The 20,463-nt window shown below is 50.8% G+C and carries 23 protein-coding genes and 1 riboswitch; of the genes, 2 read left to right on the top strand and 21 right to left on the bottom strand.

The annotated features are described in order from the left end of the window. Positions 1-119 precede the first annotated feature (119 nt). Positions 120-1,253: a CgeB family protein gene (locus tag MKX42_RS07430; RefSeq protein WP_340751943.1), complete on the bottom strand. Its 1,134-nt coding sequence runs from the start codon at positions 1,251-1,253 to the stop codon at positions 120-122. A gap of 32 nt (positions 1,254-1,285) precedes the next feature. Beyond that, complete coding sequence (locus MKX42_RS07425; RefSeq protein WP_445669302.1) at positions 1,286-2,383, bottom strand: CgeB family protein; 1,098 nt, start codon at positions 2,381-2,383, stop codon at positions 1,286-1,288. A 254-nt stretch (positions 2,384-2,637) separates the two neighbouring features. Between MKX42_RS07425 and MKX42_RS07420 the strand changes: the two genes are divergently transcribed. Then, positions 2,638-3,402 (top strand): AAA family ATPase, encoded by a 765-nt coding sequence (locus tag MKX42_RS07420; RefSeq protein ID WP_445669301.1) that lies wholly within the window; start codon positions 2,638-2,640, stop codon positions 3,400-3,402. A 94-nt stretch (positions 3,403-3,496) separates the two neighbouring features. Here the strand turns inward: MKX42_RS07420 and MKX42_RS07415 are convergent, their stop codons facing one another. The 15 genes from MKX42_RS07415 to MKX42_RS07345 all read right to left on the bottom strand — a co-directional run bounded on the left by MKX42_RS07415 (position 3,497) and on the right by MKX42_RS07345 (position 15,523). Further along, on the bottom strand, positions 3,497-3,670 hold the full coding sequence (locus MKX42_RS07415) for an aspartyl-phosphate phosphatase Spo0E family protein (RefSeq protein ID WP_076082320.1): 174 nt from the start codon (positions 3,668-3,670) through the stop codon (positions 3,497-3,499). 126 nt (positions 3,671-3,796) lie between these two features. After that, the gene (locus MKX42_RS07410) at positions 3,797-5,713 is read right to left on the bottom strand and encodes an LTA synthase family protein (protein WP_340751941.1); all 1,917 of its coding nucleotides are present in this window, start codon (positions 5,711-5,713) and stop codon (positions 3,797-3,799) included. Between the two features lie 192 nt (positions 5,714-5,905). Beyond that, a complete protein-coding gene (locus tag MKX42_RS07405) occupies positions 5,906-7,141 on the bottom strand; it encodes a hypothetical protein (RefSeq protein ID WP_340751940.1) in 1,236 nt (411 codons plus the stop codon). Further along, the gene (locus MKX42_RS07400; RefSeq protein WP_340751939.1) at positions 7,141-7,779 is read right to left on the bottom strand and encodes an RNA polymerase sigma factor; all 639 of its coding nucleotides are present in this window, start codon (positions 7,777-7,779) and stop codon (positions 7,141-7,143) included. The genes MKX42_RS07405 and MKX42_RS07400 overlap by 1 nt, the downstream gene beginning before the upstream one ends. Positions 7,780-8,012: 233 nt before the next feature. Further along, on the bottom strand, positions 8,013-9,350 hold the full coding sequence (locus tag MKX42_RS07395; RefSeq protein WP_340751938.1) for a 5'-deoxyadenosine deaminase: 1,338 nt from the start codon (positions 9,348-9,350) through the stop codon (positions 8,013-8,015). A 61-nt stretch (positions 9,351-9,411) separates the two neighbouring features. Further along, a riboswitch (purine riboswitch) is annotated at positions 9,412-9,510 on the bottom strand. 156 nt (positions 9,511-9,666) lie between these two features. Then, positions 9,667-10,194: a GNAT family N-acetyltransferase gene (locus MKX42_RS07390; RefSeq protein ID WP_340751937.1), complete on the bottom strand. Its 528-nt coding sequence runs from the start codon at positions 10,192-10,194 to the stop codon at positions 9,667-9,669. A 192-nt stretch (positions 10,195-10,386) separates the two neighbouring features. After that, positions 10,387-10,791 (bottom strand): hypothetical protein, encoded by a 405-nt coding sequence (locus MKX42_RS07385; protein WP_340751936.1) that lies wholly within the window; start codon positions 10,789-10,791, stop codon positions 10,387-10,389. A 19-nt stretch (positions 10,792-10,810) separates the two neighbouring features. Beyond that, a complete protein-coding gene (locus MKX42_RS07380) occupies positions 10,811-11,098 on the bottom strand; it encodes a hypothetical protein (RefSeq protein WP_036701531.1) in 288 nt (95 codons plus the stop codon). Next, on the bottom strand, positions 11,095-11,430 hold the full coding sequence (locus MKX42_RS07375; RefSeq protein ID WP_036727122.1) for a hypothetical protein: 336 nt from the start codon (positions 11,428-11,430) through the stop codon (positions 11,095-11,097). Before MKX42_RS07375 ends, MKX42_RS07380 begins: the two co-directional genes overlap by 4 nt. A 33-nt stretch (positions 11,431-11,463) precedes the next feature. Further along, on the bottom strand, positions 11,464-11,757 hold the full coding sequence (locus MKX42_RS07370) for a nucleoside-diphosphate sugar epimerase (RefSeq protein WP_081751236.1): 294 nt from the start codon (positions 11,755-11,757) through the stop codon (positions 11,464-11,466). Between the two features lie 254 nt (positions 11,758-12,011). Beyond that, entirely contained in the window at positions 12,012-13,310 is a 1,299-nt protein-coding gene (locus MKX42_RS07365) for a DUF6080 domain-containing protein (RefSeq protein WP_340751935.1), read from the bottom strand. A gap of 30 nt (positions 13,311-13,340) precedes the next feature. Continuing rightward, the gene (locus MKX42_RS07360; RefSeq protein ID WP_340751934.1) at positions 13,341-13,661 is read right to left on the bottom strand and encodes an EamA family transporter; all 321 of its coding nucleotides are present in this window, start codon (positions 13,659-13,661) and stop codon (positions 13,341-13,343) included. Continuing rightward, positions 13,651-13,989, bottom strand: coding sequence for an EamA family transporter (locus tag MKX42_RS07355; protein WP_340751933.1), 339 nt, complete (start codon positions 13,987-13,989; stop codon positions 13,651-13,653). Before MKX42_RS07355 ends, MKX42_RS07360 begins: the two co-directional genes overlap by 11 nt. After that, positions 13,977-14,609: an HAD family hydrolase gene (locus tag MKX42_RS07350; protein ID WP_340751932.1), complete on the bottom strand. Its 633-nt coding sequence runs from the start codon at positions 14,607-14,609 to the stop codon at positions 13,977-13,979. The genes MKX42_RS07355 and MKX42_RS07350 overlap by 13 nt, the downstream gene beginning before the upstream one ends. 17 nt (positions 14,610-14,626) lie before the next feature. Then, positions 14,627-15,523 (bottom strand): decaprenyl-phosphate phosphoribosyltransferase, encoded by an 897-nt coding sequence (locus MKX42_RS07345; RefSeq protein ID WP_340751931.1) that lies wholly within the window; start codon positions 15,521-15,523, stop codon positions 14,627-14,629. 285 nt (positions 15,524-15,808) lie between these two features. On the opposite strand from MKX42_RS07345, the gene MKX42_RS07340 reads away from it, so the two are divergent. After that, complete coding sequence (locus MKX42_RS07340; protein WP_340751930.1) at positions 15,809-16,333, top strand: GNAT family N-acetyltransferase; 525 nt, start codon at positions 15,809-15,811, stop codon at positions 16,331-16,333. A 441-nt stretch (positions 16,334-16,774) separates the two neighbouring features. Here MKX42_RS07340 and MKX42_RS07335 read toward each other — a convergent pair whose 3' ends face one another. Genes MKX42_RS07335 through MKX42_RS07320 form a run of 4 tightly spaced genes read right to left on the bottom strand, consistent with a single transcriptional unit; the run spans position 16,775 to position 20,122 of the window. Continuing rightward, a complete protein-coding gene (locus MKX42_RS07335; RefSeq protein WP_339220012.1) occupies positions 16,775-17,506 on the bottom strand; it encodes a sugar phosphate nucleotidyltransferase in 732 nt (243 codons plus the stop codon). Between the two features lie 47 nt (positions 17,507-17,553). Next, entirely contained in the window at positions 17,554-18,291 is a 738-nt protein-coding gene (locus tag MKX42_RS07330) for a glycosyltransferase family 2 protein (RefSeq protein WP_340751929.1), read from the bottom strand. Further along, positions 18,288-19,280 carry a glycosyltransferase family 2 protein gene (locus MKX42_RS07325; RefSeq protein WP_340751928.1) on the bottom strand — a complete coding sequence of 331 codons (993 nt, stop codon included), beginning with the start codon at positions 19,278-19,280 and terminating at the stop codon, positions 18,288-18,290. Before MKX42_RS07325 ends, MKX42_RS07330 begins: the two co-directional genes overlap by 4 nt. Then, positions 19,277-20,122: a glycosyltransferase family 2 protein gene (locus MKX42_RS07320; protein WP_340751927.1), complete on the bottom strand. Its 846-nt coding sequence runs from the start codon at positions 20,120-20,122 to the stop codon at positions 19,277-19,279. Before MKX42_RS07320 ends, MKX42_RS07325 begins: the two co-directional genes overlap by 4 nt. Positions 20,123-20,463 lie beyond the last annotated feature (341 nt).

Below are 20,463 nucleotides of genomic sequence, written 5' to 3'. Positions count from 1 at the left end.
AGGCTAACATCTCTGCCCGGTACTCCAGTATATTGAGGGGGCACAGATGCCGGCACGACACCTGTCCCCTGTGATACGCACATTTTGCTGACAGCCTGTTCTACGATTGCCCTGCTGGCTTACCCGTAAATAATAGTGAGCAGCTGACTCAGACGTCTGGCGTAGGTGTGATCCCTCAGCGTCCGTTCGAAGGCGCGGAGGGACATCTCCCGGCGCTCTTCCTCGTGCGTCAGATAGTACTGGATTTTGTCCAACAGCTCGCGGGGGCTGGAGTAGGTGTCGATCTCTTCGCCCACCTTGTAGAAGGAGCCGAGATCGTCACGGGCATCGCAGAGCTGCAGCGTGCCGCTGGCAGCAATCTCGAACGTACGCGGATTCGGCGATACGGCCGGAATATACAGCGTGTTATTGTTGACGGCATCGTCGATATGCGAACGGTGAAGGTTGATCACAATCTTAGAGCCGCTGTAAGTTACAGCCGTCTCCTGGGGGGACATCCACTTGCCGATCTCAATCCGGTCGCCATAGAGCGGAGCTTCCGGCAACCGGTCCCACCAGATTCCGTTAATGACCGTGTTGTAGCTCATCAGCTCCGGCATAATATCGCGGAAGAAATTAATCCGGTTCCAGTAAGCGGACCCGATGAAGCTGACATCCCGGCTGACCGGCGACCGTCCGGTAGTCGGACGGTAATGCTCGCGGTGCGCAGCAAAAGGCAGATAGTGGACCTCCGTGCAGCCAAGGCCGCGGTAGATCTCTACGCAATTACGCTCCAGTGTGAATACATAATCATAGTGAGCCACAATCTTCATTGTGAAATCCGTGTAATACGGATCGTCGGTCAGCCAGATTGCGGTCTTGATGCCCTGGCCGCGCAGAATAGCCACCTGCTCCAGCGGCAAATCCAGGCCATCCAGCACCAGCACGAGATCAGGACGCTGGGCAGCAGCCAGCTCCACCAGATTCTGGCGCACATCGGTAATCGTAACCTGGACCGTCTGCCGCTGCAGAGCGAAGAGCACAGCATCATCCAGCGGAGAATACGGGTATCCCTTGCCTGAAGCCACGTACATCACATGGATATTCCTTACCGGCTGCGGCTCCTCCGGGCGTCCGTCCAGCACAGCCAGCCGTCCCCGCAGATAGCCTTCGTCATAACCGCCTTTGAAGCCGGTCAGGCGTCCCCGCAGCTTCTCTTCCTCCGCAGGGGTTCTCGGCAATGGCGGGGCAGGCATAATAAATTCATTGTTCATGAGTATTCGCTCCTTTTAATCCATAATGAAATTCACGCTCTTGAAGTAAGAACACCCAGTAAATGAGGCAGACGCGAAGTAAAGGTATGCCGGCGCAGCGTGGTCTGCAGTGCCCGCAGCGCATACCCGCGGCGCTCCTTCTCGTGCTTCAGGTAATAATCAATTTTGCGCTTCAGCTCATCGGCGGAAGCGAAGGTCTCCAGATCCCGGCCCGGCTTGTAGTGGATATCCAGATCCTGCCGGATATCGGTCAGCTGCATCGTCCCGCAGGCGCTGATCTCATAGGTCCTGGGATTAATGGAGAGGGATGGAAGCTGGAACGTATTCCGGTTGTCCATCCCTCCTTCCCAGGGCCGGTGGATATTGATGACCAGCTTCGCGCCGCTGTAATAATTGGCGGTCTCCTCCGGCGGGATGAAGCCCTCTCTGATGTACGGAGACAGCTCCTCGAAATGGGCCAGCCGCTCCCAGAACCCCCCGGCGATTAGCACCTTCTTCCCCCGCAGGAAGGGGACCAGTTCATCGAACAGCTCCGTACGGTTACGGAAGGCATTGCCAATGAACACGACATCATAGTGATATTGCGGTCCGGTGTGGCGCGGATAGAACATCTGGGGGTTGACGCACAACGGAAGGTAGTGCACAGACGCCGTCCCCAGCGAACGGTAGAATTCCACACAGCCCAGCTCATGCGTGAATACATAATCATAATGCCGGCAGATGACGGATGTGTCCTCGGTGAAATAAGGATCATCCACAAACCAGATCGCCGCCGGAATACCCAGCTGCCGTATTGCCGTAATTTGTTCCAGATGATTCTCCGGAAATACATGCAGCCCGTTCATCACCAGCACCGCCTCAGGCAATTCGCGAGCTGCCACCTCCAGCATAGTTTCCGGAGAACAGATGATCAGCTCGCTTACCAGCAGCCGCAGCGCTTCTGCGACTCCCGTATCGATAGCCTGAAACCCCTGGGGAACATACATCAGTTTTAACGGCTGACCTTCCCCCACTTCAGGAGTATTCAGGCGCTTCACGGCTTCGCACAGGCCGAGATGGTACCCTTGCAGATAACCATCCCGGTAATCCCGTGGAAGCCCGCCTCTCTTTTTTGTTTTCACGGCCTTCACCCTGCCCCGTTAGATTCTCAAGACAGTAGTACTATATGCGGAGTCAGCATCCGCCTCATGGACATCTGTCTGTGTCGCGGCGAAATTGGCATATGCCCCCCGTCTTTCGCCCGCTTGGCCCGAACCTCTGCAGAATCCATCCACTCTTGTCCATGCAGAGGCAGGGTCTACTCCGAAGCCTATTCAAGTACTTTGCGGGTTCGACGGGAATCATCTACAATTAGAGGCATCACCTTTCGAGGAGGCACGAAGATATGAGTTCAATCTATGGTCCTATGCTGTATCTGCGCCATGTCGAGCTGCTGCGCGATGCGGTCCCTTCCTTTGGAAGCTATCCTTTTAATCTTCCAGTGGTACGCACCCTGGACCGGCTTGCTTTTCAGAAGCAGGTTACTTTTCTTGTAGGGGAGAACGGTAGCGGGAAGTCTACCTTGCTGGAGGGAATTGCTGCTGCCTGGGGGTTCAATCCGGAAGGCGGGACGCTGAATTTCTCGTTTAATACCCGTGCCTCGCATTCCAGTCTCTATGAATATTTGCGGATTGCCAAAGGGGTGAAGCGGCCGAGGGACGGATTTTTCCTGCGTGCGGAGAGTTACTACAATGTGGCTACTTACATCGATGAGCTGGATGAGGACCCCGAGGCGGGAAGACCCATTAAATCCTCCTATGGAGGAAGCTCGCTGCATGAGCAGTCGCATGGAGAATCCTTCTTCTCCACGTTCGTTCACCGCTTCGGCGGACAGGGCATCTATATTCTGGACGAGCCCGAAGCCGCTTTGTCTCCCCTGCGGCAGATGTCACTGCTGGCGCGGATGCATGAGCTGGCGGAGCAGAATTCCCAGTTCATCATCGCCACCCACTCCCCGATTCTGATGTCCTATCCGGGTGCGGATATCCTTCTGCTGGAGGGAGAGAGTATTACGCCTGTTGCGCTTGAAGATACGGCTCATTACACGGTCACCCGCGCCTTCATGACCAACCGGGAGAAGATACTCCGCGAGCTGCTGGGCGAAAACTAAAATAACCACAAAACATATCAATTTTAAAAAAGACACCTCAAGGCGTTGAACGCCCGAGATGTCTTTTGAATTGGCATAGCTGCTCTGTATTTCTCTAATAAAGCTGGTCATCCTTCTCCGTATTGCAATCGCTGTATTCATTCAGGAGCGCATCCAGCTTCACCGATTGGCGGAGCACCCGGACATCCTGCATCCCGTACTCCAAGGCCAGTTTGTTCAGTTCCTGTCTTGCCTGTTCGATCTTATCCTTGTATTCGTCATTCCCCATAGCGGCCCCCTTGTAGGATGAGGCTGTATCAAGCCATTTCCACTCTTTTACTAAAGTTCCAAACACATTGTATTCTATAATCCGCTAGGGGTCAATTAAGGGTTTGACACTTTATCATAAGTTCTCCTAACGCTGCGGAAGCAGCTTCACATATTCATCTGAGTAGCCCATCAACTTCAGGATATAGTCATAATCGCTCTGATACTTACTGAAATCCACCACCGGCTCATGCGTATCCAGCGAGATGGCCTCTCCGTCCGCGAAGCTTTTGCCAGGCACGAACATAACCTCATTATTAAAGAAAGAGCCTGTTGGCAAATAATACCGCATCCCTACCACATTATGGTCAATATTCAGCAGATCATGCCCGAACGCCGTGAACCCTTCTTCCTTCAGCGATACCCCCAGCAGATTAGCCACGGTAGGAAGCACATCCAGCTGTCCACCGGTTTGCTCCACAACCTGTCCCTGCTCCATACCGGGTGCATGAATAATGAATGGAATGTTGAACCGGCTAATCCGGTTATCATACTTGATTCCGAGCGCTTCCTCCACCTGCTCCTCCGGGACATCCTTCGGCTGCAAGCCGAAATGGTCGCCGTACAGCACAAGTACCGTATTCTCCCACATGCCCTGCCGCTTCATTCCCTCAATCAGCGTACCTATCGCATAATCCGTATAATTCACCGCAGTCAGATAATCTCCAAGCATTGTATCCTGGAGCTTATCCGGCATCTGGATTCTCCGGAAGCTGTCCGGCACCTTGAACGGATGATGGCTGGAGGCGGTCACGAGCTGCGCATAAAAAGGCGTACCCTTCTTCTGCAGCTTAGCCAGCTTCTCCACAGCGGTAGCATACAACTGCTCATCAGAAGCGCCGAAGGAATTGAAATGGTCATTCTCAAAGTAACCTTTATCATAATAACCGTTGAAGCCAAGTGCCGGATACAGCTCATTGCGGTTCCAGAAGCCCACCTTGTTCACATGAAAAGTGTAAGCTTCATAGCCCTTATCCCGCAGCAGACGCGGCAGGCCCGGCAGTTCCCGGTCTCCAAAGCCTGTTGACATCGCAAGGGTTGCAATCGGATAAACAGAGGTGTTGCTGATGAATTCCGCATCCGAGGTATTGCCCGGGCCGACCTGCTGGAAGACATGCGGGAAATAGAAGCCTTCATCAGCCAGACCATTCATCACCGGCGTCAGTTCTTGCCCATCCAGCGACTGATGCAGCGGGAAATTCTGAAAAGCCTCCAGTTGGAGGACGATCACATTCTTGCCCTTTTGCAATCCGAAATATTCCGGCAGTCCGCCGGCAATATCCTTATCCTTATCCTTATCCTTATAGGGATAAGTAGCCTCCAATTCCTGCACCTTGGCTATGGTTTCATGAATATCTCCGGTCCCGATGAGGCCGTTATCCTCTTGGGCTTTGATCGCTGCCACCACCTCATAATTCAGGAATCCGGCGCTTTCCGCCTGGACCAGCTCGTTGGTGATTCCCCGGGCAGAATCTATGGAATAAGCGGACAGCGAGCCGCCGCCGATAATAGCCACCAGCAGCACCACCAGATAGACTCTCCGGGCTCTGCGTGAAGGCTGACTGTCACGCTGCTGCTGTATGGGGCCATTCTTCCATCTGCGGAAGAGCAAATAGCTAAACATAATCATCAGATCGGCCAAAAACAGATAATCAATCATCTCAATCGTGGATTCCACGCTCTCTTTGACCTGAAATACCTGATGCAGTTCATAGAGCGCCAGATAGGTCGGCACCGAGCCGAAGTGGTTGAAGTACACACTGGCCCCGAACAGCAGCAGTGAAAATAGGCAGTTGAAGCCCCAGAAGACAGCCTTTCTCATCCTCCCGGGCGTAATAACGGCCAGCACCCCCAAAATCAGCAGCACCGGAGCGATATCCGCAGCAATCCATTCCCAGGCAATCCGGTCAAAGAACAGCCCTCTCAGCAGCAGCAGCTTCAGCCAGATCAGTCCCGCTATCATATAGAAATGAAAATGCACGGACGCAGGATTCTTATCGTTCATAATAATTCGATCCCCTCATACTCTCTTTATTCAAAGTCTGTGTAAACTATATTGCATTTCTTTGTAAAAGATCATATTTCTCTAGTATAACAATACTTGAAATAGTTATCAAAACTGGGGTTTCTATTAAATGTAAAAGGACGCCGCCTTTGCGTGGCGCGCGTCCTGTTCAACTCATACAAGAAGGATAGATCATTCTGCAGTGGCAGGTGTCTGCTGCATCATGTAAAAAACTCCAGCTCGATTATACGAACCAGTAATCACAGTTTCTCCGTCCGGGCTATTGAAGGCAATCGTACCTATGCCCGACATCTCTTTGACGAATGTATAATCCTCCAGCCGGATGCCAAACATTTCATCGGCGATCGCAGCAGCAGAAAGCTGAAGCTTGACCTTATCCATATTCAGCAAATTCGTGTTGGGATCGGCGGAATTGAATGAATTTTCATCAAAAAGCATATTGTCTTCTACTTGTATAATACCTTGCGTAGCGTAGTCCATAATCACCGTAGTGGCCATACGTTCACTCTCTCCATAAGTCAGAACAAGTACATCCCGTGTCGGCGACACAGTGCGCTTAATAGAGTATAGATGCTCCGTGCCCTGTTCTCTAAGCAGCTTTATCGCCTTAAGACCCGCCTGCTTCACTTCCACACTCACATTATCTTCGTCCATTCTGAAGGTCGAGCTGCGGTAAGCGCCGTTCTCATAATCAATCTGCCCTTCATTCCCCATAAGTAAGTCATCGGTCTGTAGGTCTTGCTCATCATCGTTTGTTCCGTAGTGGGCGAAATGCTTTAGGCCGGTGACCGTGAATTCCCCTTTGTAACCGGCATTCCGAAGCTGATCCATGGCTTCATCAATGAACTCGGAGTCAATATTCTCAGGTTTGTAGATACCATCCATGACCAACCGTATCACTTTACCCGTTGTTGTGTTGATCCAGACCCTGGCTGAGTAATCCCCTTCCTCAAAAAGGACCGTTGCGATATCATCCTCCCCTTCCTTCTGCCGCTCCACACCGGCATTGGGGTACCTTTTCCCAAGCTGCTCCTGCATCAACTGCACAGCGGTCCGCTTGAGACCCGCATCTGACAGATCAGCCTGTCCCGCTTTCGGCGGTTCGATAATTCCTGCTCCGCTTACCTCCAACGGATTAAATTCGCCGGAACGTCCAACCCCATCGCCTCCCAAAACCAATGCCCCGGCTCCCAACAATAAAAGAAGGAGGACCACGGCTGTGGAGAGCATCCACATGCGGATTACCCTGCGCCTCTGGCCGGATGGCAGTACCTGGTTCAGTGAGGAACCGTCCATTCCAATCCGCCGGGCTACCCTCCCGGCAGCTTTATCCGTAAATTTCATTTCCGGAAACGGGCCCTTGCGGGCCAGCTCATACCACTGCGGCTCCCGTTCACGCTTATCCATTACTCCATCCCCCTCAGTTTGTCCTGGATTTTATGACGTGCACGGTACAGTCTCGATTTGACAGTGCCCGGCGATATCCGGATCAGCTCAGCGATTTCGCGGACCGACAGTTCTGCCTTGAGATCAAGCACCAGCACCTCACGCAGCTTATCCGGAAGGCTCATAATCAGACGCCAGATTTCATGTACCTGCCGGTCGCCGAGATATTCCATCTCCGCCGAACGAGTAACAGCCGCCTGTCCCGCAGAACCCTGCCGCCCCTCATCCTCAGTGGGTAATGGTTGCATTTCTCCCCACAGCCCGGAGCGGAAAAATCGCGATTTGCGGTAGGAAAATACCGTATTGCGGGCAATCGTGAACAGCCAGGTTTTGAGCGAAGAAGCTCCCCGGTAGGTGCTGATTCGGTAATAGCATTTGATGAACACCTCCTGCGTGAGCTCATCCGTCTGATCACTGTTTTTGGTCAGAAAATAAATATAATTCCATACATCTTCCCCATAAAGCTTCATGATCTGCCGCAGCTGCTCTTCATTGATCGCCTCCGCCTGCTCCAGTCCATCCAGTTCCAATCGTTTCACCTCATTATATTTGACCTCAAGAGTGGACGGAGGGTTCACTTTTTCTAGTAAAAACTTCACTCATCCATCATCCAGCCTGCCCCAAGTGAATAAGGGAGCTTTCCGGCAGCCGGCGTTGTCATGTGAATCGCCGCTTTAAAAATCCTGCCTATTTTACAACATTCTCTTATTTATTGCTAAAGCCTACGTTTATTTTCGTATAAAAAGGAAACAAAACAAAACAGAGGACCAGAGTCCCCTGCATAGTATATAGCTTGACTGGAGAGTGGCTACGAATTGAGATTCCCCGGTGGCTACCCCAACGGGGTGTTCACCAGCAGTCTTTTAATGGAACGGTTCGCTTCTTGAAGCACGACTTCCTTGTCAATGGTCTTCAGCCGCCCGGTGTGCATGAGAATCTCACCATCCACAATCGTTGTCTCCACATCGGCACGGGTGGCCGAGTAGACGATCCGCGAGATCGGGTCCACATCATAAGAGGGGAAGGTGTGAAAATTATAGAGATTAAGAATGGCCAGATCCGCCTTCTTGCCGACCTCGATGCTGCCGATCTGATCCTCCATCCCGACCGCCTTCGCGCCCCCGATGGTCGCCATCCGAAAGACACTCCGGGCATCCATCGTAGTCGGGCCATGCGCGGGCTTTTGGATGACTGCCGCCAGACGCATCTCGTTGAACATATCCAGATTATTGTTGCAGGGCGCGCCGTCTGCACCCAAGCTGAGATGAATATGGTCATGAAGCATGCCCGGTGTATCGGCGATGCCTGAGGCCAGCTTGAGGTTCGAACCCGGGCAGTGGCTGACATGAACCCCTCGGTCCCGCAGAATCCGCTTCTCCTGCTCATCCAGCCAGACACAGTGAGCCAGAATCAGACGTTCGTTAGCCAGCCCCAGGTGATCCAGATAGACGACATTGCGCATACCGGTCATCGCCTGTACAAGCTCGATCTCACCCAGATTCTCGGAAGCATGGGTATGCACCTTCACCCCGTAACGGGCCGAGAGGCTCTGCACCTCCCGCAGCAGCGGCTCCGTACAAGAAATAACAAACCGCGGGGAAAAAGCATACTGAATCCGGCCGTTCGCATATCCGTTCCATTTCTCCAGCAGATCCACACTCTCCTGCAGCGAAGCTGCCGTCTCTTCCTGCAAGGCCGCCGGTGCATCGGGGTTCTTCCGGTCCATCATGACCTTCCCTGACAAGGCGCGTATACCGCTCTTCGCAATCGCCTGGAAGGCATAATCCGTATGATGTACCGTCTCCATATCCACGATGGTCGTTGTGCCGCTGGTGATTAATTCCCCAATGCCGAGCATGGCAGAATAGTACAGTGACTCCTCGTCATGCGCTGCCTCCAGCGGCCAGATCCGCTTGCGCAGCCAGTCCATCAGCTCCAGATCATCCCCTTTGCCGCGAAACAGCGTCTGGGAGAGATGAATATGTGTCTGGATGAAGCCGGGGATAACCGTCCGGTTCTTGGCGTCGATGACAAGCTCCTCCCCCTTCACTTCAAGGCCGGTGCCAATCTCCACAATCAGATCAGCCTTGATGCGGATATCACCGTATATAATGTCCTCCTGCTTGTTCATCGTAATAATCTCCGCATGCTTGATCAGGATATTCGCCATTGTCTTCTCCCCCTAGTCTTGTGATGTCCGGCTGTTCTGTAACACAAAAAGGCCACAAAAATATGCCTCAGCATATTTTCGTAGCCAGAAATTTACGGTTCCCGGTAGAGACCCTTAAACCAATTATTAAGGATATACGAAAAGGACTATTCCATTGCTTATGAATAATCCCATCATAATTGAAAGACAGCTTTTCTGTCAATAAGAGTAATTAAAGTTAACACAATTATCTGATTAAATGAGGAAAGAGTAAGATTTAACATTTTAGCACTTAAAAATCAGTTTGAAATGTCATGTTACCTTACTTGAATATAAATTAGCTCTCCATATTCTCTGTCAGCGCCTTCTCAAACACCGGAAAAGCAGCGGTACGGCCGGGAAAACGAATCTCGCCTCTCTGCAAATACCCGAGTGAAGGATACAGCTTAAGTGCCCTGTCATTCTTCGCATATGTATCGAGCCGGATGCTTCTGTATGCGCTGCTGCGGGCGAATTCCTCGGCAAAGGCGATCAGCCGCCGGGCAATCCCTTTGCCCTGAATCTCGGGATGTACCGCAAGCCGGTGCATAATCAGATGAGGCCCCTGCTGCTGTTCCCATTCGATCCCTGCATATTGCTCCGCCTGGTTCTCATCCAGCACAAGAATTCCGGCGATCGCCTCATGCTCCAGGCAGACAAACAAGGTTCCCTTAGCGATATCTTCACTAATGACTTCCCTGTTAGGGTACCCTTCATCCCATTGATCGCTTCCGCCTGACTGCATAACTTGTACACATTTGGCAATCAGATGCATGATCTCCTGGATCTCCTCACTCCGCGCTCTTCGTATCTCATTCCCCATCATGTACGTTCCCCGCTTTCCTGCCTGAATAGTGAACCCGGTAAAGATTCTGTTAAGAAGTCTACCATATCCGGCCGGAAATTCCGAGAGCCCGCCCTATCCCAAAGTTCCCCATGTGCTATAGGGGCGGCGCATAATGCGCCGGCCCCTGTAGCCGCTGTATCGGCCTGCACGCTGCTGTGCCTGCGGCATCTGTCAGCCAAGCTCCAGCTTATGCCCGTCCTCGAAGCCCTTGGCGAAACCGGCGTCGAACCCCACGTTGTATGCTTCGGTGTAGCCCTGCTGATAGGCGTCTCCCGGCGGCAGCTCCGGCGGGACGCCCAGCTCCGGGGGGAGCGGAATCACCTGCGGCTGGGGAGGGGGCTCGATAACCGGGATGACCTGCACCGGTGGCTTCACAATGCGGGATCTGCGGAGCAGCCGTCTGCGTAGTCTTCTTTTTCTGCGCAGCTGCAGGGATTTCTTCCCCGGCTTGCCGAGCAGACCCTTGCGGGATTTGCGTCCGGGACCTTTGCGTATCCGTGTCTTCCGCGACAGCAGCGGTCTGCGTCTACGGCCCTTGCCCGTGGAACCAAGTTTGCCCAGTCTCTTTCTCTTCATCTTCTACGCCTCCTGTACTTCATCTACTCCTGGCGGTCCCCTCTGAGCAGACCTTGCTCAGCCAGGGGGCTGCAGGCACTCCTTCTTTGGGCTCATGCAGTGAAATACCGGAAATCATCCGGCACATTGAACTCTGGTACCCGCTAAGGATCCTGATATTGTCGCTCAGCTTGCGGGCTGTCAGCTCCGATTGCCCCGTCACTTCAGCAATACTCTCGAGGATGGCTGCGAGCGCTGCCTGGCTGCGGGCGATCGAGCGGATCATCTCCAGCTTGACGGCATGTTCGGAGAGCAGCCCGCCGCTCATTTGCTGTCGTCCCCGAAGCTGAAGCCCTCGCCATCCCCGCCGAAATCGCCGCCCTCGTCTTCCCCGCTGCCCAGCACCGCCTTCAGGTTGCTGTACAGCCCGTTCTCCAGCTTCGTCAGCCCCTCTACCATTTCCACGATTACCTCGTGAATAGAGATGGATTCCTTCAGCTGGTCTTCGTGGGAGTCGAATGCTCTAGCGTGGATGTGATGATGGGTCCACTGCTTCACTTTTTCCGCTTCCACCGCTTTGGCCTCGAGAATCATCGCGATGTTCCACTGGATGGCAGCGGTCGACTCCAGCATTTGCAGATATGCCTTTTCTCTGCTCATCCTCCGCCTCCTTGCTCAGGTTACACGTTATCCTTACTCTTCTTCCTGACCGTTTAATTCCTTGATGACCCTGCCCACTCCCTCAGCCATCGCCTCTTCGAGATCGGCAAGTGCATTGAGGTAAGCAATGATGTTTTTGTTGACTTGACCTGAGCTTTCCACCAGCCCACTGAATCCGCCGAAATCAGGGTCCGCATCCGGCAGATCGTGAACTATTTGCGACATACGGACGGCTACGTGGCGTTCGGCGTCGAGAATCCGTGCCATTTGTTCGTGCGTATGGGCCATGTGCTGCAGGACTTTTGTAATTTTACTCTGCACCTTCATGTCTCCTTTGCTCAAACGCCCTGCTACAGCATATGCGGCATCCGCCTTGACGGTGCCGCAACATCAATTAGTAAAACTTTAATTTTGAAAGACATAGATATTCAAGCTAATAGAAGGAAGTCAGGAAGCAATTATACCCAAGCGAGTGCAATATCTTATTATGGTGATCACCAAAAAAATAAAGCCGCAATTCTCTCTATAAGAGACTCGCGGCTTTATTTTTATTGAACATCCGGCATTCACTCTTGTATCCATTAATCTGATTGATTCTCAAGCTTGATATATGATGACTTAATGTAATCTAACGTTGAATAATGCTTAACTATATTGTTAGCCATTGTCACAATAATCAACAAGATGATAAAGGAAGAACACACTTTTTTTAGCTTAACATTCGTTACTGTCCTTACAAAAAAACTGGCAAGAAGGAAGATTGCAAATAGATAATGTCCCGCGTATAAATACAGATCGTATTTGTATGCCGCAAGACCAAAACCAATGACTATATGCAAGAAAATTGCAAAAAGGGGATAAATCATCAATGACCAAACTTCTCGATTACGAATACCTCGGATGAACCCCAGTATAGCCAGAACAGTTATCCCGAAGCCTGCAAATTGTACGTAGATTGGATGAGGTGCACTGATATTCGAGGCAAAGGCAACAATTTTCGGATCTATTAATGAAATTTCTGGCGTAAGAACCGGGTTGACCACTAACATATGAAATAATTCAGAATGATGAGCAAGTGAAAAAGGGGATATATAACCAAAGGCACCATTCGATAGGCCTCCTCCGACATTCGAAACCCATGTTTTCCCAGAAAATAGGGCGTATTGTAACCCCGTAAAGAATATGAGCAAAAGTAATGAAAAAATCATGATCCTCAAAAAACGTTTCAACGTCTCCATCCTATAGCTAGAATTATATATGCTTACAAATAAGGCACCAGTAAATGTAATTAAATTTGTGGAGGTAATCCCAAAATTCAGCAAAATCAATAATGCTCCCGGAATAACTGGGAATGAAGATAAATCACGAGATTTATATAGGTATGCAGCAGATAAAATCATAATTAGTTGAGCGTAGGGATACGAATCTGGGATTAATGAAGAAAACAATGTATAAGAACATACACCAAAAAGAATTGAGAAAAAAGCCGAAATCCCCCGAGATGATCCGCTCTTGCGCATAATGAAAAAAAGAATAGCAGTGCCCAATGCATTCAATATGGACTGCAGCAAAAGAAAAAACAAATTACCAACAGAATGAACTGATAAATAGTTAAGCGGAGCTGTAAGAAAATTATATAGTGGATGAATGATAGATGAAGTAAGGCTGCCATATTCCACTGAGGGGTCAAAGTTAAACAAGTTTAAAGAAAATGGAGCACCGTAGAATGGATTGAAGACAGATAGCATATCAGCGTTCTCTTTGATGTACTGAATGTAAGGCATGTTAATAAGCAGATAACCCAAGAATAAAACAAGCCCTACTGCTGCTGCTATATAGTTATCCTTTTTATCCTTGAAATAATAAGTATAAAACGACATAATAATCTCCAATCTTTCATTTATTCATTTTTAGTTTACCAGTAAAAAAAGACCCGAAATTATGAAAATAAAACCTGATATTTTCATAATACCTATAGTTTCCTTAAAAAAGACTTTTGCTAATATTATTGTCCACAAAAAAGTAAGGGAATTCGCTGGAACTACTAAAGTATAAGGCAGTCTTCTCAGCAAATAAATATTGAGCAAAGCACCGCCTCCATATAAAAAAAATCCAAAAAACAGGAGATAAAATTGTTTTTTCTCAGTAAAACTTTTAAAAAAGACACTCCCTAAAGAACCCAATATCGTCATAATTACAAGAAGCAAATATAAGAATTGTTCATTTTTCATAGGTGGTTACGCTCACTCCTATCCCTAGAAGAGTAACAGCCACCAATTTCTTCAACGTAATGGGTTCCCCAAGAAATAACCCGCCATAAACCAGAGCGATAATGTAACTTGTACACATGAGGGGATAAGCCACAGATAGTTTCAAAAATTTAAATGAGCTTATCATAAAAAATGCCCCAATTCCGTAACATACAAAGCCTAGGGCCATATAAATGATATTGCTATGACCCCATTTCCAAAATAACTGTCCAGTTGCTGTCAAAAAGGCTGAAATAATCATAAACCATTTTCCGATAGACCCCTTTTTCACCTTTGTCAGTTGCTCCATTTCAATACCTCACAACCCGCTGCATTATTAGAGTTAATTATATATCTTTGTTTCACCAGATTAAGCATTGGCATGTCGGATAAGGAATCAGAATACGCACATGAATTATTGTAATCTACTGTAATCTTCTTCTCTTTTAAATAACCCTTTATGCGCACTACCTTTTCTTCACCTTTACAGTTATTCCCCTGGATAGTACCTGTATAATGTCCCTTCTCAAACAAAAGCTCTGTTCCAATTACACCATCCACTTCATTTAGCTCTTCAAAATATTTCATGTAGGCAATTGGGGACGCTGTAACCAGAAGTATATGATAACCTTCCCGTTTCCTAAGGCGAATCTCCTCTAAGGCTTGTCTATAAATGTGAGGTTTAAGTTTGGTATTGAAAAAGTGCTTAAGATCATTATCATTCATATATTTCATAAAACTAAAAAAGGCACTTTTAGCAACTTCAGCAGATATACAATTCAACCGATAAAGAACAGCATATAATCCGGCAAGAATGAACATATGGAAAGAAGTGGGGGTCTTTCTTAGTCCATAAAACAAGAATGAAAACATAGAATCTTTATCAATAATCGTCTTGTCAATATCAAATAAGGCGAGCTTCAGATACATTTAGATTCCCCTTCAGCCTATTCAAAATAATATAAAATTAAAATTACACTGACTACATAGAGGACAACTGTAATCAGGATGTGCTTATCCTCAAATAATACTTTATCCGGGGCTCCGCCTTTATTTTCTATATGGATCAAATATAAATATCTGAAGACACCGTAAATAACCAAAGGTATGGTCCACATTAATTGTATAGTTCGTCCAGATGTAAATGTAAACAATGAATAGCTAATTATCGTAGCTGTTGTTACAATACTGCTTAATTGATCTAATAGTTCAAAAGAATAATTCTCTAGCACTTTACGATGTGCAGCCTTTTCATTTCCAAGCAAAAAAAGCTCATGTCTTCTTTTCCCAATTGCGAGAAAAAGAGAAAGCAGCATAGTGCATAATAAAAACCAGGGCGTAAAGGGAACATGAATAACAAGTCCGCCAGCAATTGCCCGTAATACAAAGCCCGCTGCAATAATCATGATATCAATGATAACAACATTTTTAAGACGTAACGAGTAAGCAACATTTATACAAAAATAGAAAACTAGCAAAAGAGAAAACAACGGATTTAATACATACGCTAGGGACAAAGACAATATAACAATAAGGGCCCCAAAGATTAAGGCAATACCGGGGTTCAATTCTCCTGAAGCCATGGGACGATTCCGTTTTACAGGATGATTCTGATCAGATTCAATATCGATGTAATCATTAACGATGTATACGCAACCTGATATAAAACATAGGAGCAGGAAACCTGAAAAAGTGTAAAAAATATCGGCAGTAGTTACTACTTCAAAAGAAAACAATGGCGCGGCAAAAATAAGCAAATTCTTTGTCCATTGTTTAGGCCTCATTTGCTTAATTAAAAGCCAAAAAATCCGTCTGTTTATACTGATATTAGATTGGGGTTGCAAAAGGGGCCTCCTTATATCTCGGGTTCTATATTTTGAAGATTTCTGATTTCACTTCTGATTAACATAACACAATTTTCCTGGTCGTGTCATTCATGCGCATTCCATTACTTAAAGGACATCATCAATCGTTTGATCAACATATACAAGGAGGATTCATTCTTTGCTTCACTGGCAAAGCCAACAATTCGGACTATTAGTCCGTGCTTCAGCAGATCATGAGTTTGTTTCTTAGTCATAATGTTCTTTATTATATGTATACTAGAATAAAGGAGTAGATCGATTTTCATGACATATACGGACAACCACCTGAGGCTCCGGCCATTGAATGCTGCCGAGCTTGCTTTATCCCTGGAGAATTATTCGGAGCTGGAGCAGGCGCTGGGCTTGAATGTGACGAGCACCACCACCCTGCTGGACGATGAAGAGATGCGCTATGCGCTGCGGGTCAGGCATGCGAAGGTACTACAGGATGAAGAGAACTACTGTTGGCTGACCATGTGGGCCATCATCCACCGGGAGCAGCAGCAGCTCATCGGCTTCCTGATTCTCAAAGGCCCCCCGAACGAGCAAGGGGAGGTCATCGTTGGTTATGTCCTGGACGAGAGATACTGGGGCCAGGGCTATGCCACAGAAGCGCTGCGGCAGATCACCGCCTGGATCTTCAGCCATCCCGGCGCACGCTGGGTCATTGCAGATACCGAGAAGGATAACTTCGCCTCCCACCGTGTCCTGCAGCACCTGGGTGCGGAGCTGTACCGGGAAACCGAGGATTTGTTCTGGTGGAGAATTGCTCGGCCAGCCAGTAGCTGATGGTGATGAGTTGGGTGGCTGCCCAGCTGGGACGATAAGCTGCGGACGATAAGCTGCGGACGATAAGTTAATGGCTGCATACTAGAGACTATATGCCCAGGACTGCATGCTGAAATGGAAGCACAGCCCGCCGGGGGAGTTTCGCCGACTTTTGGCCCCTGCGCCCGCTTACGGTGGGATTCAGGGGTATTAGTGCTCCTCATTTCCGTCCAACGCCAACTTTCGCCGGATTCAGGTGCATTTGTACACTTCATTCCGGCTCCCAGCCCACTTCCGGTGAATTCTACGGGATTTATCCCTTTAGTTACTTTTGACCTCTTAAGTTTCCTTCAATCCCCATCCTCTTCCTATGTAGACCAACTACTCTTCCCCCTCACCCGCTCTCCTTTCCCTCTCAGCCGCCCTCTATAATCCCCTCACCTACCAAAAAAACGCCGCCCCTCAGGGCAGCGTATCTCTCAGCTTATCTCCGGCTTCGCGCAGAGACTGGAAGGTTCCCGCGTCGCTCCACCAGCCTTGCAGCACATCATAGCTCAGCTTGCGCTCTACGGCATACAGGTTGTTCACATCGGTAATCTCCAGCTCGCCCCTTCTGGAAGGCGAAATACGGCGGATGATATCAAATACTGCTTCATCGTACATATATATGCCTGTAACACAGAATTTCGTCTTCGGCTGCTCCGGCTTCTCTTCAATGTAAGCAATCAGGGAAGCATCGGCGCTGTCAAACACCGGAACCCCGTATCTGCGCGCATCCTCAACAGGCTTCAGGAGCACCTTCGCGGTCCCCGCTGGCTGCTGCAGATAACTCTTCACGTAAGGCTCCAGACTATCCATGAACAAATTATCCCCCAGCAGCACGACAAACCGTTCTCCCGGCAGGATGAATCCTTCCGCCAGCTCCAGCGCTTCCGCGATGCCGCCTGCCGCTTCCTGGATTTTGTAAGTCAGGGAGACGCCGAACTCCGCGCCGCTGCCCAAAAAGTCAGTGTACTGTCCTGCGGACTGTTTGCTGATGACCAGGAGAATATCGGTGATCCCCCCCTGGCGCAGCCGCTCAATCCCGTAGCACACCATAGGGTATTTGCCGACCGGAAGCAAATGTTTGTTCATCAGCCGGGTGAGCGGGTATAGCCTTGTTCCTGTTCCGCCTGCCAGTATGACTCCTTTCACTTACGTTCCTCCTCTTTCTCTACGTCTTTAGCCTTCGGCCAGCGGCCTCAGATGAACTGCGCGGGGTCCACTTGCCATTTCTCCATAAAAATCCTGCGGTTGCGCTCCACCAGCTCCTGCAATGAGGCGGAATAGACCTCCTTGAAGCTGGCGCTGCCTTCATGATGAACCAGGCAATCTCCGGTAATCAGCAGCCGGTATCCCTGCAGCCGGGCGCGGTAGCAGTAATCGTCATCCTCATAATGGCCCGGCGAGAAGCGTTCATCGAGCAGGCCGATCGCGTCCATAAGCTGTCTTTTGAATAAAAAGCACAGACCTACAAGCCTTCGGGTCTCCTGCCACTTCGCTGCATCAGGAATATTGGCCCGGAGCGCTTCCGCATGGAAGCCTGCAATATCCGTATAGCCGGTCTGTACCTGCTGCCGCCCGCTGGCATAATTCGTCAACGGTCCGACAATTCCTATATCAGGGGCACTGTACAAGGCGCTCTTCAGATTATCCAGCCAGCCTTGCGACACAATAACGTCATTGTTCAGCAGCAGCAGTTCCTCCCCCGCAGCCAGCTGCAGCCCGATATTGCAGGCCAGCGGAAAACCGCGGTTCTCCGGGAGGGAGATGAACTTCAGCTTGCTGGCGCGGCAGTAGGCTTCGGTACCATCATCCGAGGCATTGTCCACTACAATAATCTCATAGGCGGACCGGGTATGCGCTCTGATCGATTCGACGCAGGAGCGCAGCAGCCCGAGCCTGTTATACGTAGGAATAATAATGCTCGTCATTGTCATAGCGCGTTCCTCCAGGCGGCAATCTGCCGGCGGTGCTCCAGCAGGTTCTCGGCCGAGAGCTGTCCGCTGCTCTGCTGGCGGGCAATCACGCAGACCAGAGCTTCCGCATGATCACCGGCAATCAGCTGCTCCATGGCATTCCCGGCTCCCGTGTTGCCCTGGCGCAGCCGGTTCTGCTTAATCACATTCACCCCTCCGGCCTTCTCTACCCGCAGGCGGCCCATAATGGAGAGCGCCAGCGCCCGAGGCGGCACCATCAGCTCCCGGTAGCCGATTCTCTCCAGCGCCCGGCGGGATAAGGCATGCGGAACGGCTGTCATGGAGCTTGCTCCAAGATCCGGGCGGCCCAGAACCTGATTCAGGTAGAGCTTGCAGCGGGTAACCGCATCACTTAGCCCGAAGGGTGGCAGAAGCGGATCAAGGTCGTTGAGCGCCACATCCACCCCCCGGTCCACCGCAGCCACAAAGGAAGACAGCTGCCCGGCGGAGATTACCATATCGCCATCCAGAAACAACAGGATATCTCCCCGGCTGAGCTTGGCACCCAGGGAACGCCCTACATCATGTCCGGCAGATTCCGGAATGTACACTATGCTCGCCTGAGCGCATAACCGGGTCCGCTGAAAACTGCGGTCGCTGCAGCCGTTCAGCACCACGATAATCTCCTGCGGCTTCAGGCGTTCCACCTGCTCCAGCAGCTTCGGCAACGTCTGCTCCTCATTCCGGGCCGAGATAATCACCGACAGCGAGCCCTTTGGTGCCAGCAGCGGCAGGACCCGCCGCCCGGAAGCGGGCTTCCGCTTGGAGCGGGAGAGGCCCAGCCCAGCCCCCGCAGGCTTGCTGCGGCGCTGCGCAGGCCGCTGCTTGGCCGCGCCTCTGCGCACTGCGGTGCCGCGTCCGGCGGTGCGGCCTTTAGAGCCGCTGCTTCCGGGGGCAGTACGCCCTGCTGAAGACCGGCCGCTGACGGATACTTCCCGCTCTTCCATCATCTCACCATCTCCCTTCGCCGGGTGCCGTCCCCGAAGCCTGCCCGGCCGCCCTTGCGCTCCAGCACCAGGGCTACAGCATCCAGGTGGTCTCTGAGGATAGCCTCCTGCAAAGGATCGCTGCCGCTGTGCTTCCGGCGGACTGCGTTCATCCTGCCAACAGGCACATTATGCACCGCCGTCACAACCAGGCCCTCCAGCACTGCCTGCGCATGTGCGAGCGGCGGTCTCGACAGCAGGCCGCTGCCCAGGACATCCAGCGCCCTGCGGCTAATCGCATGAGGGACAGCGGTCAAGGAGCAGCCCTTCAGCTCAGATCTTCCGAGCAGAAGATTCAGCACATGCTTGGATAACACCACCGGATGCGGAACTTTGCTGCGGACCGGACCGGAATAATCATTCAGTGCCAGATCCGCTCCGCCGCTGACTGCGGTCACGAAGGGACGCAGCTGCGAGGCGGGGATTACCAGATCCCCATCCGTGAACAACAGAACCGTTCCCTTCGCCGCCGCAGCGCCTACGCTTCGCCCGACATCATGCCCGAGCGGCTGTTCATACACAATTACGTTCGCGCCGCAGGAGCGCGCAATCTCTGCGGTCTGATCCGCAGAACCGTTAACAATCACAATAACCTCACAGCGGGGATGAACGCCTCTGGCTCCGGCGATTACCGCGGCAATCGTCGCCGCCTCATTCATGGCCGGAATAATGACCGACACCTCAGGCTGCGGATGATTCACCGCAGGCGGCGGTATAGCAGGCCGTACCGGCCGTGCTACCGGCCGCCGTGCTGTCCGGGTTGCCCGCCGCCCCGTGCGGCGGGCAGATGTTCCTTTTCTTTTCATGCTCATCCACCTTCCTTCACAGGGCTGCTCCCGGGCTGAGGGTTACACCATAGTCTATGTATCCCGCCACCCCCGGTAACGGCAAGTGTCTCCCCGAGCGCAGATAATTGGACAAATGCCGCTATGCGCTTCCACCCGGCAATAAGCCGGCAAGGAGGCATATGCAGAAGCAGGAACTCTTCCGTTCAGCAGCAATTGTATGAAATCCAATCGCTTCCACGTATGGATTAAATGCCAAAGAAAGACGCAGCCAACGGCTGCGCCTCATATACATTCCAACCTGTCTACGATCTGAGCTTATGTTGCAGCAACGAGAATTCGCATATCCCACTACCCGACAA

This window comes from Paenibacillus sp. FSL R7-0204 (genome assembly GCF_038002225.1).
Classification (GTDB): Bacteria; Bacillota; Bacilli; order Paenibacillales; family Paenibacillaceae; genus Paenibacillus_AQ.
The sequence above is the reverse complement of the archived record's forward strand: the minus strand, read 5'-3'. Positions and strand labels throughout refer to the sequence as shown.

Coding starts and splice junctions, on each gene's coding strand:
- MKX42_RS07375 (WP_036727122.1), bottom strand. CDS start 11,430: ATGAGCAGAGAAAAGGCATATCTGCAAATGCTGGAGTCGACCGCTGCC.
- MKX42_RS07370 (WP_081751236.1), bottom strand. CDS start 11,757: ATGAAGGTGCAGAGTAAAATTACAAAAGTCCTGCAGCACATGGCCCAT.
- MKX42_RS07325 (WP_340751928.1), bottom strand. CDS start 19,280: ATGATGGAAGAGCGGGAAGTATCCGTCAGCGGCCGGTCTTCAGCAGGG.
- MKX42_RS07350 (WP_340751932.1), bottom strand. CDS start 14,609: ATGTATCTGAAGCTCGCCTTATTTGATATTGACAAGACGATTATTGAT.
- MKX42_RS07355 (WP_340751933.1), bottom strand. CDS start 13,989: ATGGAGCAACTGACAAAGGTGAAAAAGGGGTCTATCGGAAAATGGTTT.
- MKX42_RS07380 (WP_036701531.1), bottom strand. CDS start 11,098: ATGAGCGGCGGGCTGCTCTCCGAACATGCCGTCAAGCTGGAGATGATC.
- MKX42_RS07395 (WP_340751938.1), bottom strand. CDS start 9,350: ATGGCGAATATCCTGATCAAGCATGCGGAGATTATTACGATGAACAAG.
- MKX42_RS07415 (WP_076082320.1), bottom strand. CDS start 3,670: ATGGGGAATGACGAATACAAGGATAAGATCGAACAGGCAAGACAGGAA.
- MKX42_RS07430 (WP_340751943.1), bottom strand. CDS start 1,253: ATGAACAATGAATTTATTATGCCTGCCCCGCCATTGCCGAGAACCCCT.
- MKX42_RS07385 (WP_340751936.1), bottom strand. CDS start 10,791: ATGAAGAGAAAGAGACTGGGCAAACTTGGTTCCACGGGCAAGGGCCGT.
- MKX42_RS07420 (WP_445669301.1), top strand. CDS start 2,638: ATGAGTTCAATCTATGGTCCTATGCTGTATCTGCGCCATGTCGAGCTG.
- MKX42_RS07340 (WP_340751930.1), top strand. CDS start 15,809: ATGACATATACGGACAACCACCTGAGGCTCCGGCCATTGAATGCTGCC.
- MKX42_RS07390 (WP_340751937.1), bottom strand. CDS start 10,194: ATGATGGGGAATGAGATACGAAGAGCGCGGAGTGAGGAGATCCAGGAG.
- MKX42_RS07320 (WP_340751927.1), bottom strand. CDS start 20,122: ATGAAAAGAAAAGGAACATCTGCCCGCCGCACGGGGCGGCGGGCAACC.
- MKX42_RS07405 (WP_340751940.1), bottom strand. CDS start 7,141: ATGGATAAGCGTGAACGGGAGCCGCAGTGGTATGAGCTGGCCCGCAAG.
- MKX42_RS07330 (WP_340751929.1), bottom strand. CDS start 18,291: ATGACAATGACGAGCATTATTATTCCTACGTATAACAGGCTCGGGCTG.
- MKX42_RS07360 (WP_340751934.1), bottom strand. CDS start 13,661: ATGAAAAATGAACAATTCTTATATTTGCTTCTTGTAATTATGACGATA.
- MKX42_RS07365 (WP_340751935.1), bottom strand. CDS start 13,310: ATGTCGTTTTATACTTATTATTTCAAGGATAAAAAGGATAACTATATA.
- MKX42_RS07410 (WP_340751941.1), bottom strand. CDS start 5,713: ATGAACGATAAGAATCCTGCGTCCGTGCATTTTCATTTCTATATGATA.